The sequence below is a fragment of the Metasolibacillus sp. FSL K6-0083 genome, assembly GCF_038630865.1.
Classification (GTDB): Bacteria; Bacillota; Bacilli; order Bacillales_A; family Planococcaceae; genus Metasolibacillus; species Metasolibacillus fluoroglycofenilyticus.
This window is the reverse complement of the sequence record NZ_CP152046.1, coordinates 188,602-211,145: the sequence shown is the minus strand read 5'-3', so window position 1 is coordinate 211,145 and position 22,544 is coordinate 188,602. Positions and strand designations below refer to the sequence as shown.

Genomic DNA, 22,544 nt, shown 5'->3' with positions numbered 1-22,544 from the left:
TTTTACTTATTTCATTTTAAATTTAAAGCAAAATGTACTAAATTCAATGTTTATACCCTTTTAAAATAGTTATTATTTTAATAAAAAACAAAAAAGCGTCTGAAAAGCAGTGCTTTGCATGCTTTTAGACGCTCTCTAAGTCGATTATCTATTCTGATTCCTTTATGTGGCGCTGCATCGTTTCAAACATCGCCTTTGTTTCCCCACTAGAAGACAAATGAAAAAATGCATACTTCATTATAATAAGGCAAAAAGATATCTGAAAAGTGGCACGTTAGGCTACTTACCAGACACCCCTTCCATTTTTATTCAAAAATAATTTGATTTACTGTATTGCGGTCTAATTTTTTGATTACTTCAACGATTAATTTCACTGCATTTTCATAATCATCGCGGTGTAAAATGCCCGCATGTGAATGAATATAGCGTGTCGCTACACCAATCGCCAATGATGGCACGCCATTTGCCGTTATATGGATAGCTCCAGCATCTGTTCCACCACCTGGTATTGTTTCGAATTGATATGGAATATTATTTTCCTCTGCAATATCAATCACAAAGTCACGTAAACCGCTATGCGCTACCATTGATGCATCATAAATAACGATTTGTGGACCAGCACCCATTTTAGATGTTGATTCTTTTGCTGTTACGCCTGGCGTATCCCCTGCAATACCTACATCTACTGCAAAGCCAATATCTGGTTGAATTTGGTGTGTCGCAGTTTTAGCACCGCGCAAACCAACTTCCTCTTGCACGCTCCCTACTCCATAGACAATATTCGGGTGCTTCTCATCTTTCAATGCGCGTAAAACATCAATCGCAATTGCACAACCTATACGGTTATCCCATGCTTTTGCAAGTAAATGCTTGTCGTTTTTCATAATGTGGAATTCGAAATATGGTGTAATCATATCACCAGGGCGAATTCCCCATCCCATCGCTTCCTCTTTTGAAGCAGCTCCAACATCGATAAACATATCTTTAATATCAACCGGCTTGTTGCGTACTTCAGCCGGTAAAATATGTGGTGGCTTTGAACCGATAACACCAATGATTTCTTCGCCATTGCGAGTGGTAATTGTCATTCGCTGCGCAAGCATTACTTGACCCCACCAGCCGCCAACTGTTTGGAAGCTAATAAAGCCTTTATCATCAATTTTTGTTACCATTAAGCCAATTTCATCTAAATGCCCTGAAATCATAATTTTTGGGCCTTTTTCATCGCCAATTTTTTTAGCAATTAAGCTACCTAAATTATCCGTTTCAACTGCATCAGCAAAAGGCGCTATGTATTTTTTCATCACTTCACGTGGTGCTCGCTCATTTCCTGGAATACCATTTGCATCCGTTAAATCTTTCAACATTTGCAACGTTACATCTAATTGTGTCATTATTTCGACCTCCTAAATATATTACTTCACCATTATAACTTGAAACCGCTTACGAGAAAAGAAAACTTATTTGTTATTTTCAATTTTTACTGAAATGTTTTATGACAATATGTTCTTCTGTTAATTTTTGCTTGGCCCACCTAGCAAATTGCAGCGCATGCTCTCCATCACCGTGAAGGCAAATTGTATCAGCACGCAGTGTAACCTCTGTTCCTTGCTGTGACATCACTTTCCCTGTCTTCACAAATTGTATCATTTGTTGCACTGCCTGTTCTACGTTTGTAATTAGTGCATTTGACAGTTTACGCGATGTAAGCGAGCCATCTGCCTGATATGTTCGATCCGCAAATACTTCATGCGCTGTTTGCAAACCAATCTTCTCCCCTGCATCTGTTAATGCACTTGAAGCCAAGCCAAACAAAATAAGCTTCGGTGATACATCATAAACGGCCTGTGCAATCGCCTCAGCAAGTAGCTGATTTTGGGCAGCCATATTATATAATGCACCATGTGGCTTCACATGCTGCATTTCTGCATCCATTGTCGTTAAAAATGCTTGTAGCGCCCCAATTTGATAAACAACCATATCATATGCCTCTTGAGGTGAAATTGCCATTTCCCGACGACCAAAGCCTACTAAATCCGGCAAACCCGGGTGCGCACCAATTTTTACATTATGCTTTAACGCCATTTTTACGGTTTCCCGCATCACTGTCGGGTCGCCAGCATGAAAACCGCATGCTATATTTACCGAAGTAATATATTTAAGTATTTCTCCAGTTTCTCCTAATTTATAATTACCGAAACTTTCACCTAAATCACAATTTATATCAACTTTGTAAGTCACTGATAAACCTCCATACTAATATTTTAACAGCTTTATATAAAGCAATTGTGAGAACTTTTTTCCTACTCGCATTTTTGCAGCCTGTTAACAAAAAATAAAACTATGTATAATTAATCAATAGGGTTTTATTTTAATTTCACCTATCTATTAATCAAAATTAGCTTTTAAAGGTGACTACTCCCTTTACTATACATCCCTTGTATCGGAGGCTTAAAATGTTCAAGCATATTACGTTTAAACCATTAAATGATTGTGCACTACTTGTTGTTTTTGGTGATAGTATCTCTATTACAACACATAAAGAAATTCAGCAATTTCATAAAATAATAGAGCAGCAACCCTTTCATGGAATGATAGAAGCTGTTCCAAGCTACACGTCAATCTGTATTTATTATGATATCGTAAAATTGGTAAATAGCCCATTACGCAAACATTCACAATCTATTTATGATTATATTGTTACATATTTGCAAAGCTTGCTGCAAAAAAACGTACAAAATTCTTTACAAGCTAACAGAATGATTGAAATTCCTGTTATTTACGGAGGGCAGTTTGGACCCGATTTAGCGTTTGTCGCTAACTATCATCAATTATCTGAGGCCGAAATTATTAAACGCCATACAGCGGAGGAATATACTGTCTATATGCTGGGCTTTGCTCCTGGCTTTGCTTTTTTGGGAGGGCTGGATGAGACGATTGCTACACCTCGAAAAGAAGTACCTCGGCTAACAATTCCAGCAGGCTCCGTCGGTATTGGCGGTCAACAAACCGGTGTCTACCCTTTTGAAACACCCGGAGGTTGGCAAATTATTGGGCGTACACCCCAGCGGCTTTTTTTACCTGAGCAATATCCACCAACTTTTTTACAGGCTGGTGACCGTGTGCGCTTTCGAGCGATTTCTGAACAAGAATGGAGGAGTTTTGTATGACGATATCTGTGCTGAAACCCGGGCTCTTTTCAACGATTCAAGATAATGGTCGCTATGCAAACCAACAATATGGTGTGATTGTGGGCGGTGCAATGGATAGGCTGTCATACCTTATTGGGCAGCTACTTTTACAACAAGAAAATGAAGCCGCGATTGAGATAACAATTGTTGGACCAACTCTTCGCTTTGATGTCGATACGGTCATCGCCATTACTGGTGCATATTTCTCACCCCTTTTAAATGGACAGCCTTGTCCAATGTGGCGTCCTATTGCAATTAAGGCAGGAAGTATATTGCAATGCACTGCTGCTACAAATGGCGCTAGAGGTTATATCGCAGTAAAGCATGGCATTCAAGTACCTGTAGTTTTAGGAAGTCGCAGTACTTATTTACGTGCCAAATTAGGTGGCTTTAATGGACGTGCTTTACAAAGAGGTGACATACTCCCAATTATAGCTAGTAAGGTCACTACCAGTAATTATTTTATTCGACATGAAGATTTTATATCATTTTCAAAGGATGTAACGATTCGTGTAACGAGCGGCACAGAGTGGGCTGGATTTACAGAGGAAAGCAAGCAAGTATTTCTATCGACATCCTTTCAATTATCAAAAGATGCCGACCGAATGGGCTATCGTTTGCAAAATCCGATAAGTCTAACCCATTCTTTACAAAAAGATTTAATATCTGAAGCAGTAACATTCGGTACAATTCAAGTCCCACCTAGTGGACAGCCAATTATTTTAATGGCCGATTGTCAAACGACAGGAGGCTACCCGAAAATTGCTCAAGTGATTCGAGCAGATTTGCCGAAGCTTGCCCAGCTTCAACCGATGGCTACGATTCGTTTTACCGTTGTTTCCCTAGAGCAAGCACAACAAATTTATATAAAGCAACAGCAGCAATTAGCTTTAATCAATTATGCATTAGCTAATTCTCGTCCAGATTTTTTCGAGCATTGCAGTGAAGGTTAACGTCACATCATATGACAACGATTAACCAACTTGCATTGCGTCAAAATCTGTGACATCTACCGCAAATCTGGCTAACACGATATTAGTTACTCCGTCGTTATCGCTGGAAACTAGGTTTTTAGACTGAATTCCTATGATTCAGCGTGCATCTCGTCCTCCACTGTATCAGGTCGAATGATTGTATTCGTCTCGCTACCTATAGAGGTCGGAGACTTTTAATAAGAGAAATTAAAATATTTTTTAAAATTTTTTAGAAAAAATGAAACTTTTTACGCACTTTATACGTATAGGAGGAAATATGGACTAACAAGGGGGAACTCTTTATGGCTCTTCTACTTCGAGTGCTAATTTTAATTATTATTATTTACATATTTTACAAAGGGGTTCGATATCTTATTGATCCAAAGCGCAAGCTGGATGAGGCCTATGAAAATGGGCAATACTATTTTTATGATGATGTGAAAAATGTACGAAAAAATTTCTTTATTTCATATAAAGGAGCACTTTTTGAAGGCGAAAAATATTTAGGTACAACAGAGGATGCATTTGAAGTGATATCTATTTTTGTATTTGTACATGATACGATGAAACTACAGGGGCTAACGAAAAGCGATTTTTTATATTTAGAAAAGGAAATTAAAATGAGCTATCCGAAGGCAAAAATAAGCTGGAAAAATCCGATTGAAAAGTTGATGAAAGAGGAAGAAAGTATTTAAAGTTGGTACACATCTTTCTAGCTGTTGATAAGGTGAAACTTCAATCCGTGGATGCTTTTCCCCACGGATTGTTGGTTGAACCAATCGGGTTTTGCGGGCAGTTAATGCAGGATAAAAGCCAAAATGGAGTTGTCTAAAAAAGATGATTTTATATAGAAATCGCATTGAAAGGGAGATTTTTGCTTCTTCTCTTTCATTTTGGAAAAACACTGCTAAACCCTGTGTGTCTAGCATTTTCAAAGAAAACTCTCTCTATTTTATAGGAGCAAACATTTTGCCAAAACACCATCATCAGCGTCCAAAATGCCCGCTATGCATGGCTTTTTGGACGCCCCCTTTCCAGTTTTTATTTAAACAATGTAACAAGTAAATAAATTTGAATTGCGGCAAGCAATGGGAAGCCGAATGCAAATAAATTATGGCGTGTTTTATGACGGAATAAATACATACCTAACACGCCGCCAATCGCTCCTCCGAAAAGCGCGATGGTAAACAATGTTTTTTCTGCAATGCGCCACTCTTTCCTTTTTGACCTTGCTTTATCGTTGTACATTAATATGCAAAGAATGAGAGACATAACTGCTATATAAGCTAGTACAGCTATTTCTAATTGCATGTTTTCATTCACCCCACAAGAAAAAAGCTGATGGATGTTCCATCAGCCTTTATTTTATCAATTTTTATTTAGCTTGTGCTGTTTTCGCAGCTTCAGCTAATTGAGCGAATGCTGCTGCGTCATTAACAGCTAAGTCAGCTAACATTTTACGGTTAACTTCGATACCTGCTACTTTTAAACCGTGCATTAAACGGCTGTAAGAAAGACCGTTGATGCGTGCTGCTGCATTAATACGAGTAATCCATAATTTACGGAAATCACGTTTCTTTTGACGACGGTCACGGTATGCATATTGACCTGATTTCATTACTGCTTGGTTAGCTACTTTATATAGAGTATGTTTTGAACCGTAGTAACCTTTAGCTAATTTTAATACTTTTTTGCGACGTGCGCGTGTTACTGTTCCGCCTTTTACGCGTGGCATAGTAATTACCTCCTGCTAATTCTTTCGAATAGATTGTTTTAGATTTGAACCTGTTTGTTCAAGTATTATTTCATGTAAGTTAATAATGTACGGATACGTTTGAAATCACCAGATGTAACAACTTTTGCTTTACGTAGATGACGTTTTTGCTTTGTTGATTTATTAGCAAATAAGTGGCTACCGTAAGCACGGTCAAATTTTAATTTTCCAGTACCCGTTTTTTTGAAACGCTTTGCAGCGCCACGGTGAGTTTTCATTTTTGGCATGTCAAATTTCCTCCTAAACTAATTACTAAATATTATTGTTTTTCGTTCTTTGGTTGAAGAACTAAAAACATGCTGCGGCCATCCATCTTCGGCTTTTGTTCAACCGTTGCAATTTCGGCACAAGCTTCAGCAAAGCGATCTAACACACGTTGTCCAATTTCTTTATGTGTAATCGCACGACCTTTAAAGCGAATGCTTGCTTTTACTTTATCTCCTTTTTCAAGGAATTTCATTGCTGCACGTAGCTTTGTTTGGTAATCATGCTCATCAATTGTTGGGCTCAGACGAACCTCTTTCATATTGATGACCTTTTGATTTTTACGAATTTCGCGATCTTTCTTTTGCTGTTCGAACTTAAATTTACCATAGTCCATGATACGTGCGACTGGCGGCTTGGCTTGAGGAGCCACAAGGACAAGATCCAAGTTTACACGAGCGGCAATTTCAAGCGCCTCATTGCGTGTTTTCACACCAAGTTGGTCACCGTTATGGTCGATAAGACGAAGTTCACGCGCGCGAATGCCTTCGTTTACATACATGTCTTTGCTAATAGTAATCCACCTCCAAGTAGTGTCGCGAACAAATACATGGTTTGAGCAAGTACTCTTACCCGGTTGAACGGTACATCTTTTACGTTTATCCACAAAAAAAGGACGGACATTGTAGAAGATGTCCGCCCGCTATATGTGCATACGTAAAAATACGTAAAACAATTCAACGTGTCAAACCTGTCAACTACTAAATGTGTCGAACATCAGGTGAGAAGCGGGCAGCCTCTACTTAAACCACAAACTTGTATTTATTAACCTTACTAATAATAGCATGGAGAAAAAATTGTGTCAACAGTTTTCTAAAATCAATTATGCCTCAACTAGCTCTCGTAGGGATTTTTTTAGCTCGCCGAAAGAAGTTAAACAATACACGCTTTGTTTTAAACGATATTTACTGGCCACATCGCCTTTTTTACCTTATCAGCATCTGCTGCTAATACGGTCTTCACATTTAATCCAAACCATTCTAAGGATGCCTCTACCCCGTCAATCGAATGGATAGCCGTTAGGAATTCATTGTAATCAACTGCTCCTTCAAACAACGGAACCATCCCTTCACGAGACCCTGCTGCGGCATAAACGTTGCTTGGAGAGAAAACATCAAGCTGCGCACGCGAGGCAATATTTTTAAAATGGTAGTGTGAGATAGAAGGACGAAGTTGTTCCATTGCAACAATAGGGTTTATCCCCGATTCCCACACATGTAAAACATCAAAGTTTAGCCGTAGATTTTGGCGATTCGTTTCTTCCAATAATTGTATCGTTGAAGATAGATTATCCGCCAACGTGTTTGGATGCGTTTCAACAAGTAAATATTGTCCTTTTGATTCAAAATAATCACATAGTATTTTAAGTCTGGAAATAAGCTCCTTTCTTTCTTCTATACTTGTGTCTGCACTACCATTTTTCCCTACAAATGTGCGAATTTTATTCGTTCCCCAGTGCTCTGCAAGTGAAGAAAGCCTCTCTGTTTCAGCCATCATCTTAGAAACAGGCGCTTCCAACGGTAAATAATCACTAAGCATGCTCGTTTCTAAACTATAGGAGTTTAGCCAATCTGCACCATAACTTGGTTCATCTGCTAAGTTCTTTGCATGAATACCCCACAGTTCAATTCCTTGAAAGCCTTGTTTTTTTGCAAAATGAGCTAATTGATCAATGGAGTAAAGATGGTGTCGAAACGAGATTGTACAGATAGACAGTTTCATAACATAACCTCTTTCTTATGCTGTAATGTTGACCATGCTTGGAAGCATTCTTGTAATCCTTGCTTAATCCTGAATTCAAGAAGGTTTTGTTGTTCCAATTTCGCAAAAATATCTTTAGCTAATGACGAATTTTGCGTAATAGCAAGCTTCATTGCTCGATACTGAATCGTTGTATAACCATTCACTAAACATTCTATTTCATTACACCACATTTCAAAGCCTTGCTCATCGTAACCAAGAGCTTCCCAAAAAAATGCAAAGGCATGTTCATAGGCATACTTTCTAATCGCCAAAACAGGCAATTGCTTTAATGCAGCTGGCAGTTGCGTTATATTTTTCTGTTCTATTCCCTCCGTATACATTTTCATAATCTTGCTAACCGCCTCTGTCATTGGGTTACTATGAAGCTTCATACAAGTATTAAAATAGGCTTCAACTGTCTCTATAGTTGGCGCAATAATCGTTTCAGCGTCAAAATAATAGCCTCCCCCAACAGTGGGCTCTTGGATTGCAGCTAAAATTCTGTCCTTTGGTAAAATCCCTTCCCAACGAAAATCTGGGTCATACATAAACCATTCTGTTTTATTTTCTGTTGGTTCTAGCATCACATAATGCGGAAACGGTCGTTGATGAAATTTATTCTCTCGCTCTGGCAACATGGATAAATCTAGCATGACCATCACATGTTGATGTGGTAATTTATGTTCTAATAACTCTAACAACCTATCGATGTTTTGTTGCTTTGATTGTTCTTCGTCATACCATTTATGAAGCCTGATTCCATAAAGCATTTCATACCATGTTTGGAAAAAATGATGATCAATTCGGTCAGAATGATAGACTAGCACTCCATTTTCAAGTACATCAAAATCTGCGTCCCACACCCCAAAATAGTATGGTCTATGATCAACATCTTGCGTTTTTTTTATGACTTCACAAACACAACTTACAAAACAATGAACTTTTATCATGTTGTTTCTCCGCCTATTCTGCTTGTTGCAATTTTTCTAAAAAGCTTACTAGTGTACCTACTGTTTGAAAATCCTTTGGGACAAGCATCTCATCGGGAATAGAAATCCCGATATCTAGCTCTATATGCAGAATCAATTGAAGAACCATAATCGAATCCATATATAAATCCTCATTTAACCGCGCATCCTCATGAAAAGAAGATAATGTCTGCATCTCCAATGAATTTTCCATAATAGTATAGATGCTCTCGATTAATTGTTGTCTTGTCATACGAGTATGCCTCCAAGTTTCTTTCTACTTACTTTGCCATTAGGTAGCTTTTCAATTTCATTGACAAAGACAAACTCCATTGGAATTTGATGTGGCGCAAGAAATTTCTGACACCACTCCCTAAGCTCCATTTCCTCAATCGGCTCAATGGCTACATATTGTACACATACTCGCTCGCCTGATAGATTGTTTTGTTTCTTATATACAACGGCTTCAATAATTTTCGGATAATCCATTAACACGTTTTCAACCTCTTGCGGATAGACATTTAAGCCAGCTACATTAATCGTGTCATCCATTCTTGCAAGAAAAGAAAGCACATTATTTTCGATATAGCCTAAATCCTTTGTGTAAATTATTTGCGTAGGTGATTCAATAATAATTTCACTTGGTGATTGCTTGCTCCCCGCTGTCACCTTCAAGTGAGGCAGAGGATAGCCCATTTCCTTCGAATCTTCCACATTAGGATGAATCGCAACACAGCCTGCTTCAGAGCATCCGTACTGCTGTAATACTTGATGGGACTTCTCTCTCAATGATGTCAACCAGCTTTGCGGCATGACAGCTCCTGACGTCATCACATAATCAAATTGTTGATTAACAGGTAATAATCGACTCAATGTATAGAGTAATGCTGGCGCTGCATAGAGCATATGTTTAGGGTGTTCTTTCAACTTTTTCAACATATATTTAGGATTGCTATTAGTAATAATCACTGGTATTGCGCCTCTTCTTATGCACGCCAAAACGCCACAAATGAAGCCATAAGAATGCGTAATTGGACAAGCAACAATAGAATTTGTCATAGCATCTACAGGCAACATTTCCACATAGCTTTCAACCTCTTCCACTACTGAACCCCATGTTCTTTCAATACACTTCGGTGCGCCTGTTGTACCTGAGCTCATTTGAACTAATACACCTTCTTGATTATTGACATGATTGGATAGTTCAATGACAGAATGGATTGATCGGAATAATAAAAGATGGCTCCCTGCCGTGGAAGCGAGCCGTATAGCTCCTTCCTTTGGTGTTGCTACATGGATTGGGACAAGTGAGCCGCCTTTTTCGTGAATATATAAACAAAGCGTTAAATATTGAAAAGTATCATCTGTACAAATAGCTAATCGGCGATTATGACATTCCTTTAAATGTGGTAAGCTCTCATATACCTCATATTGCCTCTCAACATCTTCCGCTGTATAAAATTGATCATTGATATAAAACATCTTTATTCCCCCCTTTTATCCATTTGCGCAAATGCATTATTAACCATATGTCGAAAGCTGCCCTCTTCTTGATTTTGAAGTTTCTTTGTCAATAAAGATTCAACATAGATCGATGCGCTAGTATGCTGTAATTGTTCATTCCTTGAAGTTAGTGATGGAAAACGCTCCAAGTGCCTCTGTATCCCATCCTGAACTTGATACCAGAAATGCATTTCTTTCAATCCATACTGTTCTTCTAATAAATAAGATAGCTCACTTAAATGAAAGACGAATAGCGTATCCATTATTAACTCTCGCAATGCCTCTACTGAAGACATCCAATAATAATCATCTGCGGATGCATCTTTAAAACGTTCATGAATCATTGCAAAGTCTGGTACAAGGCTTTTGTCGACAATAAATGGTTCATGATATTCAATACTGTCATGAAAATCTCTTAATACAACCCGAGTTGGCCAGCCATTTTGGTGTAATAAAATCATATTTTGCGCATGAGCCTCGATAGCAATACCATGGGCAACAAGTAAGTGCCATACAGGAATAACACTCACTTCAATCAAGCGCTCTACCCACTGCTCTGTTCCGTATCGGACAAGCCAATCTTCTATAAATGGACGTCCATCTTTCTCCATCATCATGAGCACGGTAAATGGTACAGCTTCCTCTCCATCCTCCATATACAAACGCACACTTTCCCGCCATATGGAGCCAAGCTGCCCTTCTAGTTTGCTGCTATGCTTTTTGGCATCTGGTTCAAAAATAACGCCTGCATATTCTTCCAGTACAATAAGAGAGGACTCCTCATGCAAATAAGCATCCGATTGAATGACCTGTTTCAGCCATGCTGAAATATGTGGAGCAGCACAAACTGCATGTGCATGCAGTCTTCTCAACGAGGAGGTATTGACCATATTCATCGAACATTTTAATTGTGCCTTTTTAGGATTCGAACAATTCCATAATGTTCTTACTGATTGGGTTGCGCGGTAGTCATCACCCTTTATATTCAATGGAAGGCAATCTTTTTGCTCGATTAATCCAACCATCTCCTGCTGCAAGTGATGCCACTGCCAAGGGTGAATTGGTAAAAAGGTATATTCCTCATATGCTCCACCTGACAATTGAAGCTTTGTAAGGAGGTCATTCCACAACACATGACCTAACTCCCTCTGCCAAAATTGCGCCTCCTCTTCAAGTACTGTCATTCGTGTATAGCGCCTTCTCAACGCGACCCACTGCAAGGAAAATGTCCGCTTTGCCTCAGGACCATAATTTTGATGATCATCCAATGTAAAACCCGTTCTCGACTTAAAACATGGATGATATGGATGTCCTTCCATAATTTCCGATTCTAACTCTTCATAGCTCGAGTTCCTTCTCGACATAGGCATTTGCAGATGATAGTCATTCCATTCACAAAGCTGGCTTGTTAAATGAAGCTCATTCAATAATCGAATTTTGTCTTTTGGGGTCGACAATAGCTCATCTACTAAATCCTCAAGCGTCGCCTCTCGTACCAGACCATCCTTACTTACTCGCAAAAGCCGATTCCCCGTTATTCGAAGACGATTAAATACGGTTCTTCTGCCCTCACAATGATAGGTACACTTCTGTCCTATTAGGGTAAGTGCTAAAATTTCATGATTGAGACGAGTTTCTTCAAATTGAATCAGTCCCTCAAAAATCATTGCCTCCATAAGCTGCCTTCTGACACGTAACTCTCCTTGCTTAAAAGCTAAAGGCTGTAGCTGTTGCATATTCTGCCTCCTGATTCTGAAGAATAAATGGATTTGGAATTTTTGTGTAGACTGCTTGTTCAAGTTCAGCTTCTAATTCATCTACATCATGGAATCTTGTTAATAAATTTGCTTTGAATGCAAGCTTTTCTTGCTTTAGAATATTTTCAACAAATACCTTTCCAAGGCCTGTGAATTCTTCTTTTTAATACGTGTAGTCGATTAATAGACCACTTTAACAAAATTTTTTCATCAATAAGCTGATCTGCTCCAAAGCGGGAAATCACAGGAAACAACTGGTTCATAAACAAGTAATAGGTGAATCTATCCTGAATAAGTGCATCTTCATAAAACAGTTCCTCTGTTTCATGCAAAGAAGGCTCTATTGTAAGTAATTCTTTTTCGTATTTTTTTGATAAGTAATATCCTTGATTATCACGATAATAATAAGTAGTTGGGTAACCTGAAGCAATGTTCAATATACTATTTTGCTGATGCGCTTCGAGAGCTATTCCGTATTCATCATATAGATTTAGTAAGGATTCGATGGCACAATCCCAATAAGCTTTAAACCAATCTAGACTTACGCTTTCTAATGAACGGAATTCTGTTTGAGAGATTTTCATAATAAGCTGATATAACCTCGATTTTTCTTTTGGTAAAGGCTCTTGTACAAGAGTAGCAATCATACAAATTCCCTCATCGCGACCTTTAGGAAATAGGTTTGAACGGAAAATAATTTCAAAACCTGATTCTGTCTGATCGGGAAATTCTACGGTTATATAGGCTGGATCATCAATCATTCGAAAAGATGGATGCTTTTGTAAGAAGTCAATTTTATTCATTAAGCGAGCCATGACGATACCAGCCTTTAACTCATGGGTTCGATTTACTCTCAACGAATTTGTTATTTTAACAGGGATTGAAAATTTGTACATCATCTCTTCATTCAAGCTATATACGGTTCTTATCGAAGAAGTTGCTGTGTAAAACGCCCCGAGTGCGCCTTCATACTTTAGCAACCCTTCCGCAAGCGCTTGTTTTACATAAGGTTGCTGTAAAAGCCATTGTGCCTGAAGTGGGTGCATTGGGATAAGACAGTGCTTCTTTGACATTACAAAATCAGGCTGTGATTTTACGATAGATTGGATAATGAGCTCACTTGCACTCTTTTCTAATACAGAGAGCTCTCTCACTATTTTGCGGTCAACCTGAAAATAATGAAGTTGAAAAGAACCTTGTAACTCTGGAGCAAAATCGATTTGTTGCCAATTCGCCATCCCTTGCCTGCTTTTAGGAGTTGGATGGAGCCAATGCCCAAATATGAGAGACTGCTCAGTTTCAATAAATGTATTGTTAACTTCAGAGGGCTTTTTATTTTCCAAGCTCTTTTCAATATAATTTGCCATCGTTTGATAGCTTTCAATTATGCGCAAAATAAGTTCATCGAAATGGGAATAAAGTTCAGTACAGCCATTCTCTTTAGACATTAAACGTAGCTCTTGAATAAGCGCAATCACTATTGTCAATTTATCTTCGACAAGCCATTGTTTTTGTTTCGCACAGTATTTCAGCGACACACCAAATCTATGTCTTCCAACAAGAGATTTGTATTCCACACTAAATGCAAAACAAATATTTTGCAGCGGTAGCTCAAGCTCTAATATATGTATCTCTGGAATTGAGATAGATAATCGCTGCACTTCTAACCACTCATCCTTTTTAACCCAATGCCCGCTACTCACTTCTCGTATATAACAATTTATAAACGCTTGAAACGTTGCATCTTCTGCAACTTGTTTGGCAATCTGCTGCATGTAATTTATCATCCCTTCACAGACTCTCATTTAATGATAACGATTATCATTATCATTAATAATTACATATTACATCAATTAAAGTAGAGGGTCAAACAATAATTGGTTTAATTAACAAAAAAAGAAACTGACATCAATATGTTAGTTTCTTTTTACATTTTTTTATATTAGCTTATGCGACAGTAACAACATTACAGCATCTTCATACTCGAATTGTCAAAGTTTGCCCACGCAATATTGTAATCTATATACCGAACCATGCGATAAGCTATTGGCTTGAATCCACATTTAGGCCAAAATGTTGAAGAAGCTAGGTTGGTAATTCGCCAGTCTGTTACAATCATTTCATAGCCTTTTTCCTGTATTATTTTATAGCTCTCATTCATCAATTTTTTGCCAACACCTTTCCCCATTTGCACATCATAGGTTCCAGCAACGCTTAATTCTATGCTACTATCAGGTGTCATCAAATTGGAGCTAGTAGGGAAATACACTTGAAAGGCTAGTTCCTTCCTATCTTCTACAGCCAAAAGACAGATGGCGTCCTCTTCTTCCAATATGCTACTGTAGCCGCTTTTTATATCTACGACAGCTTCAGGTACAACTGGCTCAAACGTAGGAGCAGCATTTTGATACGCTTGAATAATGCTAGACATTTTGCCCATCGCCTCGCTATCCATTTTAGTTGCTAAGCGCACTTCTGCATCTGCCACATTTTCAAAAGGTCGATAATCTTCTAGGCACATTACCGCATGCACTTGCTGGACAAAAAAACTTAATCGCTGGTAAGCATCGTAGTATACTTGATTGCCAAGAGGTATGATTGTGTAGTGCATAAAACACCCTTGTTTTACCCATGCCTCCGAAGCTTTTGCATAGAGATTCCTTAGAAGCTCAGGCGATTGATCTGCTCGGATGGCTAGTCCCTCATAGTGGACCCACACATGTCTGCCTCTAGTCGTATCATGCTTTATCTCACCGATTAAATAGCCTACTAGTTCATTATTTATAAATGCGCCATAACCTATCATTTTATGATGCGTAAACCATTTCCCAAGTAAATTGACTATATATTGCATGTCTAAACAGCTATTTTTTAAAAACGGAAATATTTCGCTTTCAACGTTTTGCCTTTCGATAAGTAGTTTTGACATTGTAGGTATATCCTTAGCTGTAATTTGTTTAAGCTCCATATTTATCCCCCTTCAATAACCTTACTTTGATAAGGTGTTCAATTCATTAAATGAACTCAAAATACAACAACATTAAAAAGCTGAGGAGAATGAAGAAAAATAGGACAATGAGAGGAAATTTCTCTTTCCTCTCCTTAATTGGATTCATTTTGAGTAATAACATTATACAAAGAGCAAGGCTAATACCCAACAGAATAATAGGAAGTATCGTTAGCAAGACTATTCCCCTTTCTAAATAAAATTTAACGTTTAATTCCAAATACGAATGAGTTTGGGTTCGTTGTACATGTCCATTTACTCCAAGTTCACACCCTCTGAATATTTATAAAATTTAAAGAGAGTGCCTCGATGTTATCCAATCCCACTGCGATAATAGCGGCCAGCCCAACAGGTGCTACAATAAAGGCTACAATAGTAATAAAAATAAAGCTGTTGCTGCACCAATTTGAATATAGTTTATTATCTTAACAGTTTCACAACTACCATAATAAGTATAGAATCTAAATGAAGTTTGCTCAAAATTATTTTTATCCTCACAAGATGTCAATGTATCTACTGAATTCATTAATTCAAAGTCCTTTATAGTAGCCGCAAATTCCTAAATACTTTATTCTATAGCAAAAGAAGAAAGCCCTTTATTTTCAAGGAAAACAAAGCCAAATTACGGTTTATTCGTCATGTTCCTTCTTTTCTCTACAACTTTTATATGCTATATAAAAAAAGCCGATTGATACCAATAATCTTGGTATCAATCAGCTTTTCCAGTATCTTATAATTCAAAGTTTTGTTATTTCTTCACTTCATCCTTCAAGCCATTCAAGAATTCTTCAAACGAAACTGTTTCCGAATCCTTCGAACCGTAGCGACGAATATTGACACCGCCTGCTTCAACTTCCTTATCTCCAATAACGAGCATATACGGAATCTTTTTCATTTGTGCCTCGCGAATTTTATAGCCTAGCTTTTCTTCGCGGTCATCCATTTCCACGCGGAAGCCAGCCGCTGTTAATTGCTCTTCGATTTGCTTCGCATAATCGAAATGCGCCGCGTTTGATACAGGGATGATTTCTACTTGTACTGGCGCTAACCAAGTTGGGAATGCCCCTTTGTATTCCTCGATTAAGAATGCTACAAAGCGCTCCATTGTTGATACAACACCACGATGGATAACAACTGGTCGCTGTGGCTGACCATCTTCACCAATATAAGTAAGGTCAAAGCGCTGTGGTAATAAGAAATCTAGCTGAGCTGTTGACAGCGTTTCTTCTTTCCCAATCGCTGTTTTCACTTGAACATCTAGTTTAGGACCGTAGAACGCTGCTTCATCATCTGCCTCGAAGTAATCTAAGCCTAACTCATCCATTGTTTCTTTCAGCATCGCTTGTGCAGTTTCCCACATTTCATCATCATCGAAATATTTCTCTTTATTATTCGGGTCACGATATGATAGGCGGAATGAATAATCATTAATATCGAAATCTTTATAAACTTCTAAAATTAATTCCACCACTTTTTTGAATTCTGCTTTAATTTGGTCTGGGCGGACGAAAATATGGGCATCGTTTAAAGTCATCCCGCGTACACGTTGTAAGCCAGACACTGCCCCACTCATTTCATAGCGGTGCATTGTACCAAGCTCTGCAATACGGATTGGTAAATGGCGGTATGAATGCAAACCATTCTTAAATACCATCATATGATGCGGGCAGTTCATTGGACGTAAAACCAATGTTTCATTATCCATTTCCATCGGTGGGAACATGCCATCTTGATAGTGACCCCAGTGACCAGAAGTTTCATATAACTTCTTCGAGCCAAGCACTGGCGTATACACATGCTTATAACCTAATGCAATTTCTTTATCAACGATATAACGCTCAATTGTACGGCGAATTGTTGCACCGTTTGGTAACCATAATGGCAAGCCTTGCCCTACAGTTTGAGATGTCATAAATAAATCTAATTCTTTTCCGATTTTACGGTGGTCACGCTCTTTTGCCTCTTCAAGCATTTGGATATGATGCTTTAACTCGTCCTTTGTAAAGAAAGCTGTACCGTAAATACGCTGTAGCATTTTATTGTCTGAGTTACCGCGCCAATAAGCACCAGCAAGTGACAATAGCTTGAATTCTTTCAATTTACCTGTTGAGGGTACATGAATACCACGACATAAATCAAAGAAATCGCCTTGATAATAAATTGATACTTGTTCATTAGCTGGAATAGCTTCAAGTAGCTCTAGCTTATATTCGTCACCAACTTCCTCGTATATTTTTTGCGCTTCGTCACGCGATACATTTTTGCGCTCAATTTCGATATTTTCAGCAATAATTTTTTTCATTTCTTTTTCAATTGCAGGTAAATCTTCCGCAGTAATCGGCGTTGGTGCATCAATATCGTAATAGAAGCCTGATTCGATTACAGGACCAATGCCTAGCTTCGCATCTGGGAATAGACGCTTTACCGCTTGTGCAGTTAAGTGTGCTGTAGAATGACGTAAAATTTCTAACGCCTCTGGTGAATCTGGTGTAATAATTTCGATTGCTGTATCCGCTTCAATCGGTGTTTTTAAGTCGATTAATTGACCGTCAATTTTACCAGCTAACGCTTTTTTGCGAAGCCCCGGACTAATTGATTGGGCAATCTCTTCTGTCGATGTACCTACTGCAAACTCCTTGACAGCGCCATCTGGGAAAGTTAATTTCATCATTTCTGACATCGTGATGTCCTCCTTTAGTTTTTTTGAGCACAAAAAAGCGCCATCCCAATAAAGGGACGACGCGTATGCTCGTGGTTCCACCCTTCTTCCTTCCGAGAATATTCTCGAACGAAGCTCTAGGTCAGTTAACGTACTGATCAACGTTGACGGATTATCCCCGCCACTGCTCCAAGGTAGTAAAGTATGTGCCGTTCTTAGGAAGCTTCCAGCCAAGGCCTCCCTCTCTATAAGTCGCTACACAAACCTCGTATCCTTTTCACTGCTTTACATTATTATGAGCAAAGTATACGCTGAATCGACAGAAAATGCAACTGCTAACGGCGTAAATTTTCTCCTTCTACTTTCATGGACATTGTTGTCGCTTTAATGCGCTCCATTATGCGGCGAGCCTTTACTTCCTCAATTTCTCCGCGCTGGGAACGAGCTAAATGATGCTCCAATTCCTCATAATTAAAATTCGAGGAAATAAACGTCGGTAGCTGCTCGCTCATGCGATAATGCAAAATCGTCCCTAAAATTTCATCGCGTGCCCATTGTGAAATTGCCTCCGCCCCTAAATCATCCAGCATTAAAACAGGTGCTTTTTTGACAAAATCGACCTTGCTTTCTAGTGTATGGTCAGCCATTGCTGCCTTAAGCTCACGCAAAAATTCTGGTACATAGACGATAACTGACTTCACTTTGACCTTCGCTAACTCATTGGCAGTTGCACCTAAAATAAACGATTTGCCAACGCCGAATTCTCCGTATAAATATAAACCTTTATGCGGCAGCTCGCCCGTTTCTCGATATTCCTGAATAAACGCCATAATTTGCTGAGCAATATCAAGGCGCGACCTGTTGCCAGCGATTGTAATATCTTCGAATGTCGCCTGTAACACCTCTTTTGGCATATGCATGGACGATACCATTGAGGCAATTTCTCGACGCTCATCCTCAATAATTTTTTGCTCACAGCGCTCATACGTAATATCGATGCGTCCATTCGTTATTAGCAGCTTTGGAATAAATCCCTGTAAATAGTTAGTACATTGCGCTGTCGTACCACATTTACAGCAATCCGTTGATTGGCTAATATATTCATTAAGCTTTAGCAAGCTGTGCTCAATCATTTGCTCATTGATTTGCTCTTCATTTTGCTTCATAAATTGCTGGATTTTCTCATGCTGCAAAATTGACTTGCGCATCGCCTCATAGCGCTCTTGAAAAGATGGGACGTTGACAACACGCTTTAATGATTCCTTAATCGGTTCTATCGCTCTTCACCTTCCCATCATAATTGCGAAATTGCTGCAATAGTTTGTTGTATTCTGCATCTATATCTACTACCTCTGCTGGTGCTTCCTTGACAAGCTCCTCCTTTGGTTTGTTAAACCATTCAGGAACAACCTCGACTTTCTTTCCTTTGCTTGCTAGTGCCTTTTGTTCAGCACCCTTCACATAGCTTCGTGCTTGCTCAACTGTTTGGATTTGCTGTCTGCGCCATGAATCCGCCACACTGTTAATATATTTCTCTGGTAATGCACCATCTGTTTTAGCCAATACATATTCCAATAAGAAGTTTACAACAGCAGGTACCATACCATACAATGTAATTAAATTTTCCGCCGCTTTGACGGTATATGGAAATGGCTCCTGTCCGTTGTTTAGCTGCTTAATAAACTCGTACGGCGTCTGTTTTTCATATTTTTCTTCTGCCACCTCAAAAACATAATTGGTTGGATAAAATTGCATTAAATTATCCTGTGTAATTGTTGCTGTGACTACTTTATGGTTTTGCTGTTGGAAATAGCCGAGAGCATCTTTCGCTAGCACAATATTTTGCATCTGTGCGTTCGCCGCAAGTGCATCTACATATTTTTTATTAATGCGTCCTACTTGCGTAATAACATATTCAAACATCGCATTCACCACACCTACCGTCATGCCAGACAAAACATAATTTTCTGCCATTTCAACGACATAGGGGAGCGGCTCCTCACCGTTTTTCAATGCCTTTAAAAACTCATACGGTATCGTTTCATCATAGCGTGGCAGCCAGCTCGTTAAATCTTGCTGCTTTGCTTTAAAGGCAAGTGGTGTATCCATCGTTACTTTATATTTCGTTACTGGTTGTTGCTCTTGCTCCACTAAGTGAATCGCATCTGCAGCACATTTTAATTGATGCGCCATCCAATTACTCGCAATCGCTTGAATATAGTTTTTCGTCAGCTTACCATTCGTCTCACGCATCGCATATTCCATTAAATAATTCACGACACCAATCGGCATTTTTTGCGTTAATACAAGCTGCTCAGCCAATTCCACAATAAAGCGAACAGGCTCCTTGCCATGATAAAGCTGCTTTAAAAATTCATATGGCGTTGTACGGTCATAGATAAGTGCCTGTGGAGAGGCTGCAAATTCACCTAGCGAATCTTGCCCAATTTGATAGACGGCTTTCCCGCGCTGCGCTAAAAATTGCGTTGCCTGCTCTGCCGTTTGAATATTTTGCTGCTGCATTTCAGCAGCAACTGATTCGACAAATTTTTCAGGCAACTTGCCATTTGCCTGCTTCCATACATGCTCTACAATTACATTCGTTACACCTTGTGCAATACCATAAACGGTCATTAAACTTTCGGCCGTTTTCAGCTGATTTTTAAATGGTTCCTTGCCCTTTGTTAATATTTTCAAAAATTCATATGGTGTTGAAAGTTCATAATCCTTCATCGCATCCGAAACTTCGGCAGAAGTATGATGCGTTGTTTTTTGGATTGTCGGCACAACTTTCCCGCTACGCTTATCGTGCTCCTGCTTTGAAATTCGCATCGCATCCTCGGCATTTTTTGCTCCACTTCTCACCCAAGTGTCGATAATGCTTTGCATTAAATTAACATTATAATCTAATCGACCATCGGACATTGCGATATATTGAATTAATGTATTAATCACACCATAGGAAATACCTCTATTTAAAAAATCATTAAAAAGGCGAACCGTTACATCTGTAGGTGAAACACCGTGCAAGTCCTCGTAAACTTCAATAGGGGATGTCTTATTCAAATAATGAATATGCTCCTCCCTGCTATTCTTTTCCTCTTGAGGCTTCTGTTTGTCCGTAATTTCATAACGCTTTAGCAGCCTATAATCATTTTGATGATGGTCACTTAGCTGATAATGGTCTGCTGCCTTTTTTTCAATTGTGGCTGCCGTTAAAGTTTGTTCATCCGTTAAAGATTGCATAACGATGCTTTGCATGTCTAAAGGTGAAAACTTATAAAGGAATGCTACCTTAGCAATTGTTTGCTTAATTTCGATCGTAAACAGCCGATGCGGAATAAGCGCTTGACTAATGCCATCGAAAAATAATTTAAAATCAAACGAGTTATAGTCAAAAGTGTAGCCACTTGTCGATATTTGGCTCCTTTGCTCTGAATATAGCTGCTCAATATTTTGCAACTCTTTTTCTGTCACATTTAAAAATACATCATTAAAGCCGCGCGTTACCTCTGTATAGCCGTATAGCTTTTGCTCCTTTGGCACAAGAGTATCACGCAAATGCTCAAATGCTTTTTTGTCTATTTTCCTCATTAGGGAGATGGACAAAATAGGGTCAGCAAAAAAAGATTTTGCATTTAACGGCCTGTTTAAACGATAAATATAGTGCGCTTGGTCATCTTCTACTTTACAAAAGGTTTGAAGTAAACCAATCGCTTCTAGCGTAATCCTTGCTTGAAATAGGCGTTTAATCGAAAAATCTAAGCTATCAAGCAAGTAGTGATGATGAAAGGTTAGATGCTCATTCGATGCTTCCACGGATAATTTTAAATATAAAGCAATCGCCTCGACACCGATAATCGGCTGATAACAAGCAAGCAAAATCTTTTGATTCACGTCATTAAATTCGTGAGGGCATTGAACTTCACAAATATCATACGGATGTAATTGATTCATAAAGGTCATATTAACCCTCCTTACATAGCATTACTTCACTTTTCTTGGTTATTTTGCAGTTGCTTTAATTCTTGAATAAATGCATCAATATCGCAGAATCTGCGATAAACAGACGCAAAACGCACATATGCGACTTCATCAAGCTTCATTAAACGGTCCATAACCATTTCTCCTACATCCTCAGAACGAACTTCTGATGGACCTAGGCGACGCAAATCTTTTTCAATTGCAATGACAAGCTCCTCTAGTTCTTCCACTGATACAGGTCGCTTTTCACATGCTCGTATTAAGCCACGCAAAACTTTTTCACGGCTAAACTCCTCACGTGCTCCTTCTTTTTTCACGACAACGAGTGGTGTTTCCTCCATTTTTTCAAACGTTGTAAAACGAAACGAGCACTTTTCACATTCACGTCTTCTTCTTATTTCTTTATTATCATCTACAGGTCTTGAATCAACAACACGTGTATCTTTATATTGACAAGCTGGACATCTCATACAAATTTCTCCTGATTCATTCGATTTACTACTTATTTTATTATATCAAAAGTAGCACGTGCAAAATAGCGACACGATAGCTACTATATTATAACACACAAGAAAAAGGAAAGGGTTTTACTTTCCAAACAGCAAAGGTCTTAGTCTAAATATTCGTTAAAATAACTACCTTTCAGCAAGTGTAAAATTTTTTTGCAAAAACAACGCGACACATTTCATAAAGCGCAAATAAGCTACTTGCTCAGTAAGC

The 22,544-nt window shown here is 38.6% G+C and carries 20 protein-coding genes and 1 other annotated feature; of the genes, 3 read left to right on the top strand and 17 right to left on the bottom strand.

From position 1 onward, the window contains the following. Positions 1-305: 305 nt before the first annotated feature. Both MHB51_RS00930 and MHB51_RS00925 read right to left on the bottom strand, forming a co-directional pair. Positions 306-1,394 (bottom strand): M42 family metallopeptidase, encoded by a 1,089-nt coding sequence (locus MHB51_RS00930; protein ID WP_342558787.1) that lies wholly within the window; start codon positions 1,392-1,394, stop codon positions 306-308. A gap of 79 nt (positions 1,395-1,473) precedes the next feature. After that, on the bottom strand, positions 1,474-2,241 hold the full coding sequence (locus MHB51_RS00925; RefSeq protein ID WP_342558786.1) for a 5-oxoprolinase subunit PxpA: 768 nt from the start codon (positions 2,239-2,241) through the stop codon (positions 1,474-1,476). Between the two features lie 215 nt (positions 2,242-2,456). On the opposite strand from MHB51_RS00925, the gene pxpB reads away from it, so the two are divergent. The 3 genes from pxpB to MHB51_RS00910 all read left to right on the top strand — a co-directional run bounded on the left by pxpB (position 2,457) and on the right by MHB51_RS00910 (position 4,860). Then, positions 2,457-3,170: a 5-oxoprolinase subunit PxpB gene (gene pxpB, locus MHB51_RS00920; RefSeq protein WP_342558785.1), complete on the top strand. Its 714-nt coding sequence runs from the start codon at positions 2,457-2,459 to the stop codon at positions 3,168-3,170. Further along, a complete protein-coding gene (locus tag MHB51_RS00915) occupies positions 3,167-4,144 on the top strand; it encodes a biotin-dependent carboxyltransferase family protein (RefSeq protein ID WP_066162168.1) in 978 nt (325 codons plus the stop codon). The genes pxpB and MHB51_RS00915 overlap by 4 nt, the downstream gene beginning before the upstream one ends. 323 nt (positions 4,145-4,467) lie before the next feature. Beyond that, on the top strand, positions 4,468-4,860 hold the full coding sequence (locus MHB51_RS00910; protein WP_066162165.1) for a sigma-w pathway protein ysdB: 393 nt from the start codon (positions 4,468-4,470) through the stop codon (positions 4,858-4,860). 346 nt (positions 4,861-5,206) lie between these two features. On the opposite strand, the gene MHB51_RS00905 is transcribed toward MHB51_RS00910, so the two are convergent. The 15 genes from MHB51_RS00905 to nrdR all read right to left on the bottom strand — a co-directional run bounded on the left by MHB51_RS00905 (position 5,207) and on the right by nrdR (position 22,294). After that, on the bottom strand, positions 5,207-5,476 hold the full coding sequence (locus tag MHB51_RS00905; protein ID WP_066162164.1) for a DUF1294 domain-containing protein: 270 nt from the start codon (positions 5,474-5,476) through the stop codon (positions 5,207-5,209). 64 nt (positions 5,477-5,540) lie between these two features. Further along, on the bottom strand, positions 5,541-5,900 hold the full coding sequence (gene rplT, locus MHB51_RS00900) for a 50S ribosomal protein L20 (RefSeq protein ID WP_066162159.1): 360 nt from the start codon (positions 5,898-5,900) through the stop codon (positions 5,541-5,543). Between the two features lie 65 nt (positions 5,901-5,965). Continuing rightward, positions 5,966-6,166, bottom strand: coding sequence for a 50S ribosomal protein L35 (rpmI, locus tag MHB51_RS00895; RefSeq protein ID WP_066162156.1), 201 nt, complete (start codon positions 6,164-6,166; stop codon positions 5,966-5,968). Positions 6,167-6,198: 32 nt separating this feature from the next. Further along, positions 6,199-6,705 carry a translation initiation factor IF-3 gene (gene infC / locus MHB51_RS00890; protein ID WP_042474768.1) on the bottom strand — a complete coding sequence of 169 codons (507 nt, stop codon included), beginning with the start codon at positions 6,703-6,705 and terminating at the stop codon, positions 6,199-6,201. A gap of 100 nt (positions 6,706-6,805) precedes the next feature. Then, positions 6,806-6,954: a sequence feature (ribosomal protein L20 leader region), on the bottom strand. 143 nt (positions 6,955-7,097) lie between these two features. Further along, on the bottom strand, positions 7,098-7,925 hold the full coding sequence (locus tag MHB51_RS00885) for a sugar phosphate isomerase/epimerase (protein ID WP_107942948.1): 828 nt from the start codon (positions 7,923-7,925) through the stop codon (positions 7,098-7,100). Further along, positions 7,922-8,896, bottom strand: coding sequence for a DUF6005 family protein (locus MHB51_RS00880; RefSeq protein ID WP_107942949.1), 975 nt, complete (start codon positions 8,894-8,896; stop codon positions 7,922-7,924). Before MHB51_RS00880 ends, MHB51_RS00885 begins: the two co-directional genes overlap by 4 nt. A gap of 13 nt (positions 8,897-8,909) precedes the next feature. Continuing rightward, positions 8,910-9,167 carry a petrobactin biosynthesis protein AsbD gene (gene asbD, locus MHB51_RS00875; RefSeq protein ID WP_066162148.1) on the bottom strand — a complete coding sequence of 86 codons (258 nt, stop codon included), beginning with the start codon at positions 9,165-9,167 and terminating at the stop codon, positions 8,910-8,912. Beyond that, the gene (locus MHB51_RS00870) at positions 9,164-10,396 is read right to left on the bottom strand and encodes an AMP-binding protein (protein ID WP_342558784.1); all 1,233 of its coding nucleotides are present in this window, start codon (positions 10,394-10,396) and stop codon (positions 9,164-9,166) included. Before MHB51_RS00870 ends, asbD begins: the two co-directional genes overlap by 4 nt. A 2-nt stretch (positions 10,397-10,398) precedes the next feature. Further along, positions 10,399-12,153 (bottom strand): IucA/IucC family protein, encoded by a 1,755-nt coding sequence (locus tag MHB51_RS00865; RefSeq protein WP_342558783.1) that lies wholly within the window; start codon positions 12,151-12,153, stop codon positions 10,399-10,401. Between the two features lie 146 nt (positions 12,154-12,299). Next, positions 12,300-13,949, bottom strand: a complete 1,650-nt coding sequence (locus MHB51_RS00860) for an IucA/IucC family protein (RefSeq protein ID WP_342558782.1) — start codon at positions 13,947-13,949, stop codon at positions 12,300-12,302. 191 nt (positions 13,950-14,140) lie between these two features. Continuing rightward, complete coding sequence (locus MHB51_RS00855) at positions 14,141-15,142, bottom strand: GNAT family N-acetyltransferase (RefSeq protein ID WP_342558781.1); 1,002 nt, start codon at positions 15,140-15,142, stop codon at positions 14,141-14,143. A 787-nt stretch (positions 15,143-15,929) separates the two neighbouring features. Beyond that, positions 15,930-17,861 (bottom strand): threonine--tRNA ligase, encoded by a 1,932-nt coding sequence (gene thrS, locus MHB51_RS00850; RefSeq protein ID WP_342558780.1) that lies wholly within the window; start codon positions 17,859-17,861, stop codon positions 15,930-15,932. 314 nt (positions 17,862-18,175) lie between these two features. Then, entirely contained in the window at positions 18,176-19,117 is a 942-nt protein-coding gene (dnaI, locus tag MHB51_RS00845; protein ID WP_107942955.1) for a primosomal protein DnaI, read from the bottom strand. Beyond that, entirely contained in the window at positions 19,104-21,806 is a 2,703-nt protein-coding gene (locus MHB51_RS00840; RefSeq protein WP_342558779.1) for a DnaD domain protein, read from the bottom strand. The genes dnaI and MHB51_RS00840 overlap by 14 nt, the downstream gene beginning before the upstream one ends. Before the next feature lie 26 nt (positions 21,807-21,832). Beyond that, the gene (nrdR, locus tag MHB51_RS00835) at positions 21,833-22,294 is read right to left on the bottom strand and encodes a transcriptional regulator NrdR (protein WP_066162127.1); all 462 of its coding nucleotides are present in this window, start codon (positions 22,292-22,294) and stop codon (positions 21,833-21,835) included. Positions 22,295-22,544 lie beyond the last annotated feature (250 nt).

Bases quoted from the DNA above. Each gene is read 5' to 3' on its own strand.
- MHB51_RS00930 (WP_342558787.1), bottom strand. From the start codon at position 1,394: ATGACACAATTAGATGTAACGTTGCAAATGTTGAAAGATTTAACGGAT.
- pxpB (WP_342558785.1), top strand. From the start codon at position 2,457: ATGTTCAAGCATATTACGTTTAAACCATTAAATGATTGTGCACTACTT.
- MHB51_RS00915 (WP_066162168.1), top strand. From the start codon at position 3,167: ATGACGATATCTGTGCTGAAACCCGGGCTCTTTTCAACGATTCAAGAT.
- MHB51_RS00910 (WP_066162165.1), top strand. From the start codon at position 4,468: ATGGCTCTTCTACTTCGAGTGCTAATTTTAATTATTATTATTTACATA.
- MHB51_RS00905 (WP_066162164.1), bottom strand. From the start codon at position 5,476: ATGCAATTAGAAATAGCTGTACTAGCTTATATAGCAGTTATGTCTCTC.
- rplT (WP_066162159.1), bottom strand. From the start codon at position 5,900: ATGCCACGCGTAAAAGGCGGAACAGTAACACGCGCACGTCGCAAAAAA.
- rpmI (WP_066162156.1), bottom strand. From the start codon at position 6,166: ATGCCAAAAATGAAAACTCACCGTGGCGCTGCAAAGCGTTTCAAAAAA.
- infC (WP_042474768.1), bottom strand. From the start codon at position 6,705: ATGTATGTAAACGAAGGCATTCGCGCGCGTGAACTTCGTCTTATCGAC.
- MHB51_RS00885 (WP_107942948.1), bottom strand. From the start codon at position 7,925: ATGAAACTGTCTATCTGTACAATCTCGTTTCGACACCATCTTTACTCC.
- MHB51_RS00880 (WP_107942949.1), bottom strand. From the start codon at position 8,896: ATGATAAAAGTTCATTGTTTTGTAAGTTGTGTTTGTGAAGTCATAAAA.
- asbD (WP_066162148.1), bottom strand. From the start codon at position 9,167: ATGACAAGACAACAATTAATCGAGAGCATCTATACTATTATGGAAAAT.
- MHB51_RS00870 (WP_342558784.1), bottom strand. From the start codon at position 10,396: ATGTTTTATATCAATGATCAATTTTATACAGCGGAAGATGTTGAGAGG.
- MHB51_RS00865 (WP_342558783.1), bottom strand. From the start codon at position 12,153: ATGCAACAGCTACAGCCTTTAGCTTTTAAGCAAGGAGAGTTACGTGTC.
- MHB51_RS00860 (WP_342558782.1), bottom strand. From the start codon at position 13,949: ATGCAGCAGATTGCCAAACAAGTTGCAGAAGATGCAACGTTTCAAGCG.
- MHB51_RS00855 (WP_342558781.1), bottom strand. From the start codon at position 15,142: ATGGAGCTTAAACAAATTACAGCTAAGGATATACCTACAATGTCAAAA.
- thrS (WP_342558780.1), bottom strand. From the start codon at position 17,861: ATGTCAGAAATGATGAAATTAACTTTCCCAGATGGCGCTGTCAAGGAG.
- MHB51_RS00840 (WP_342558779.1), bottom strand. From the start codon at position 21,806: ATGACCTTTATGAATCAATTACATCCGTATGATATTTGTGAAGTTCAA.
- nrdR (WP_066162127.1), bottom strand. From the start codon at position 22,294: ATGAGATGTCCAGCTTGTCAATATAAAGATACACGTGTTGTTGATTCA.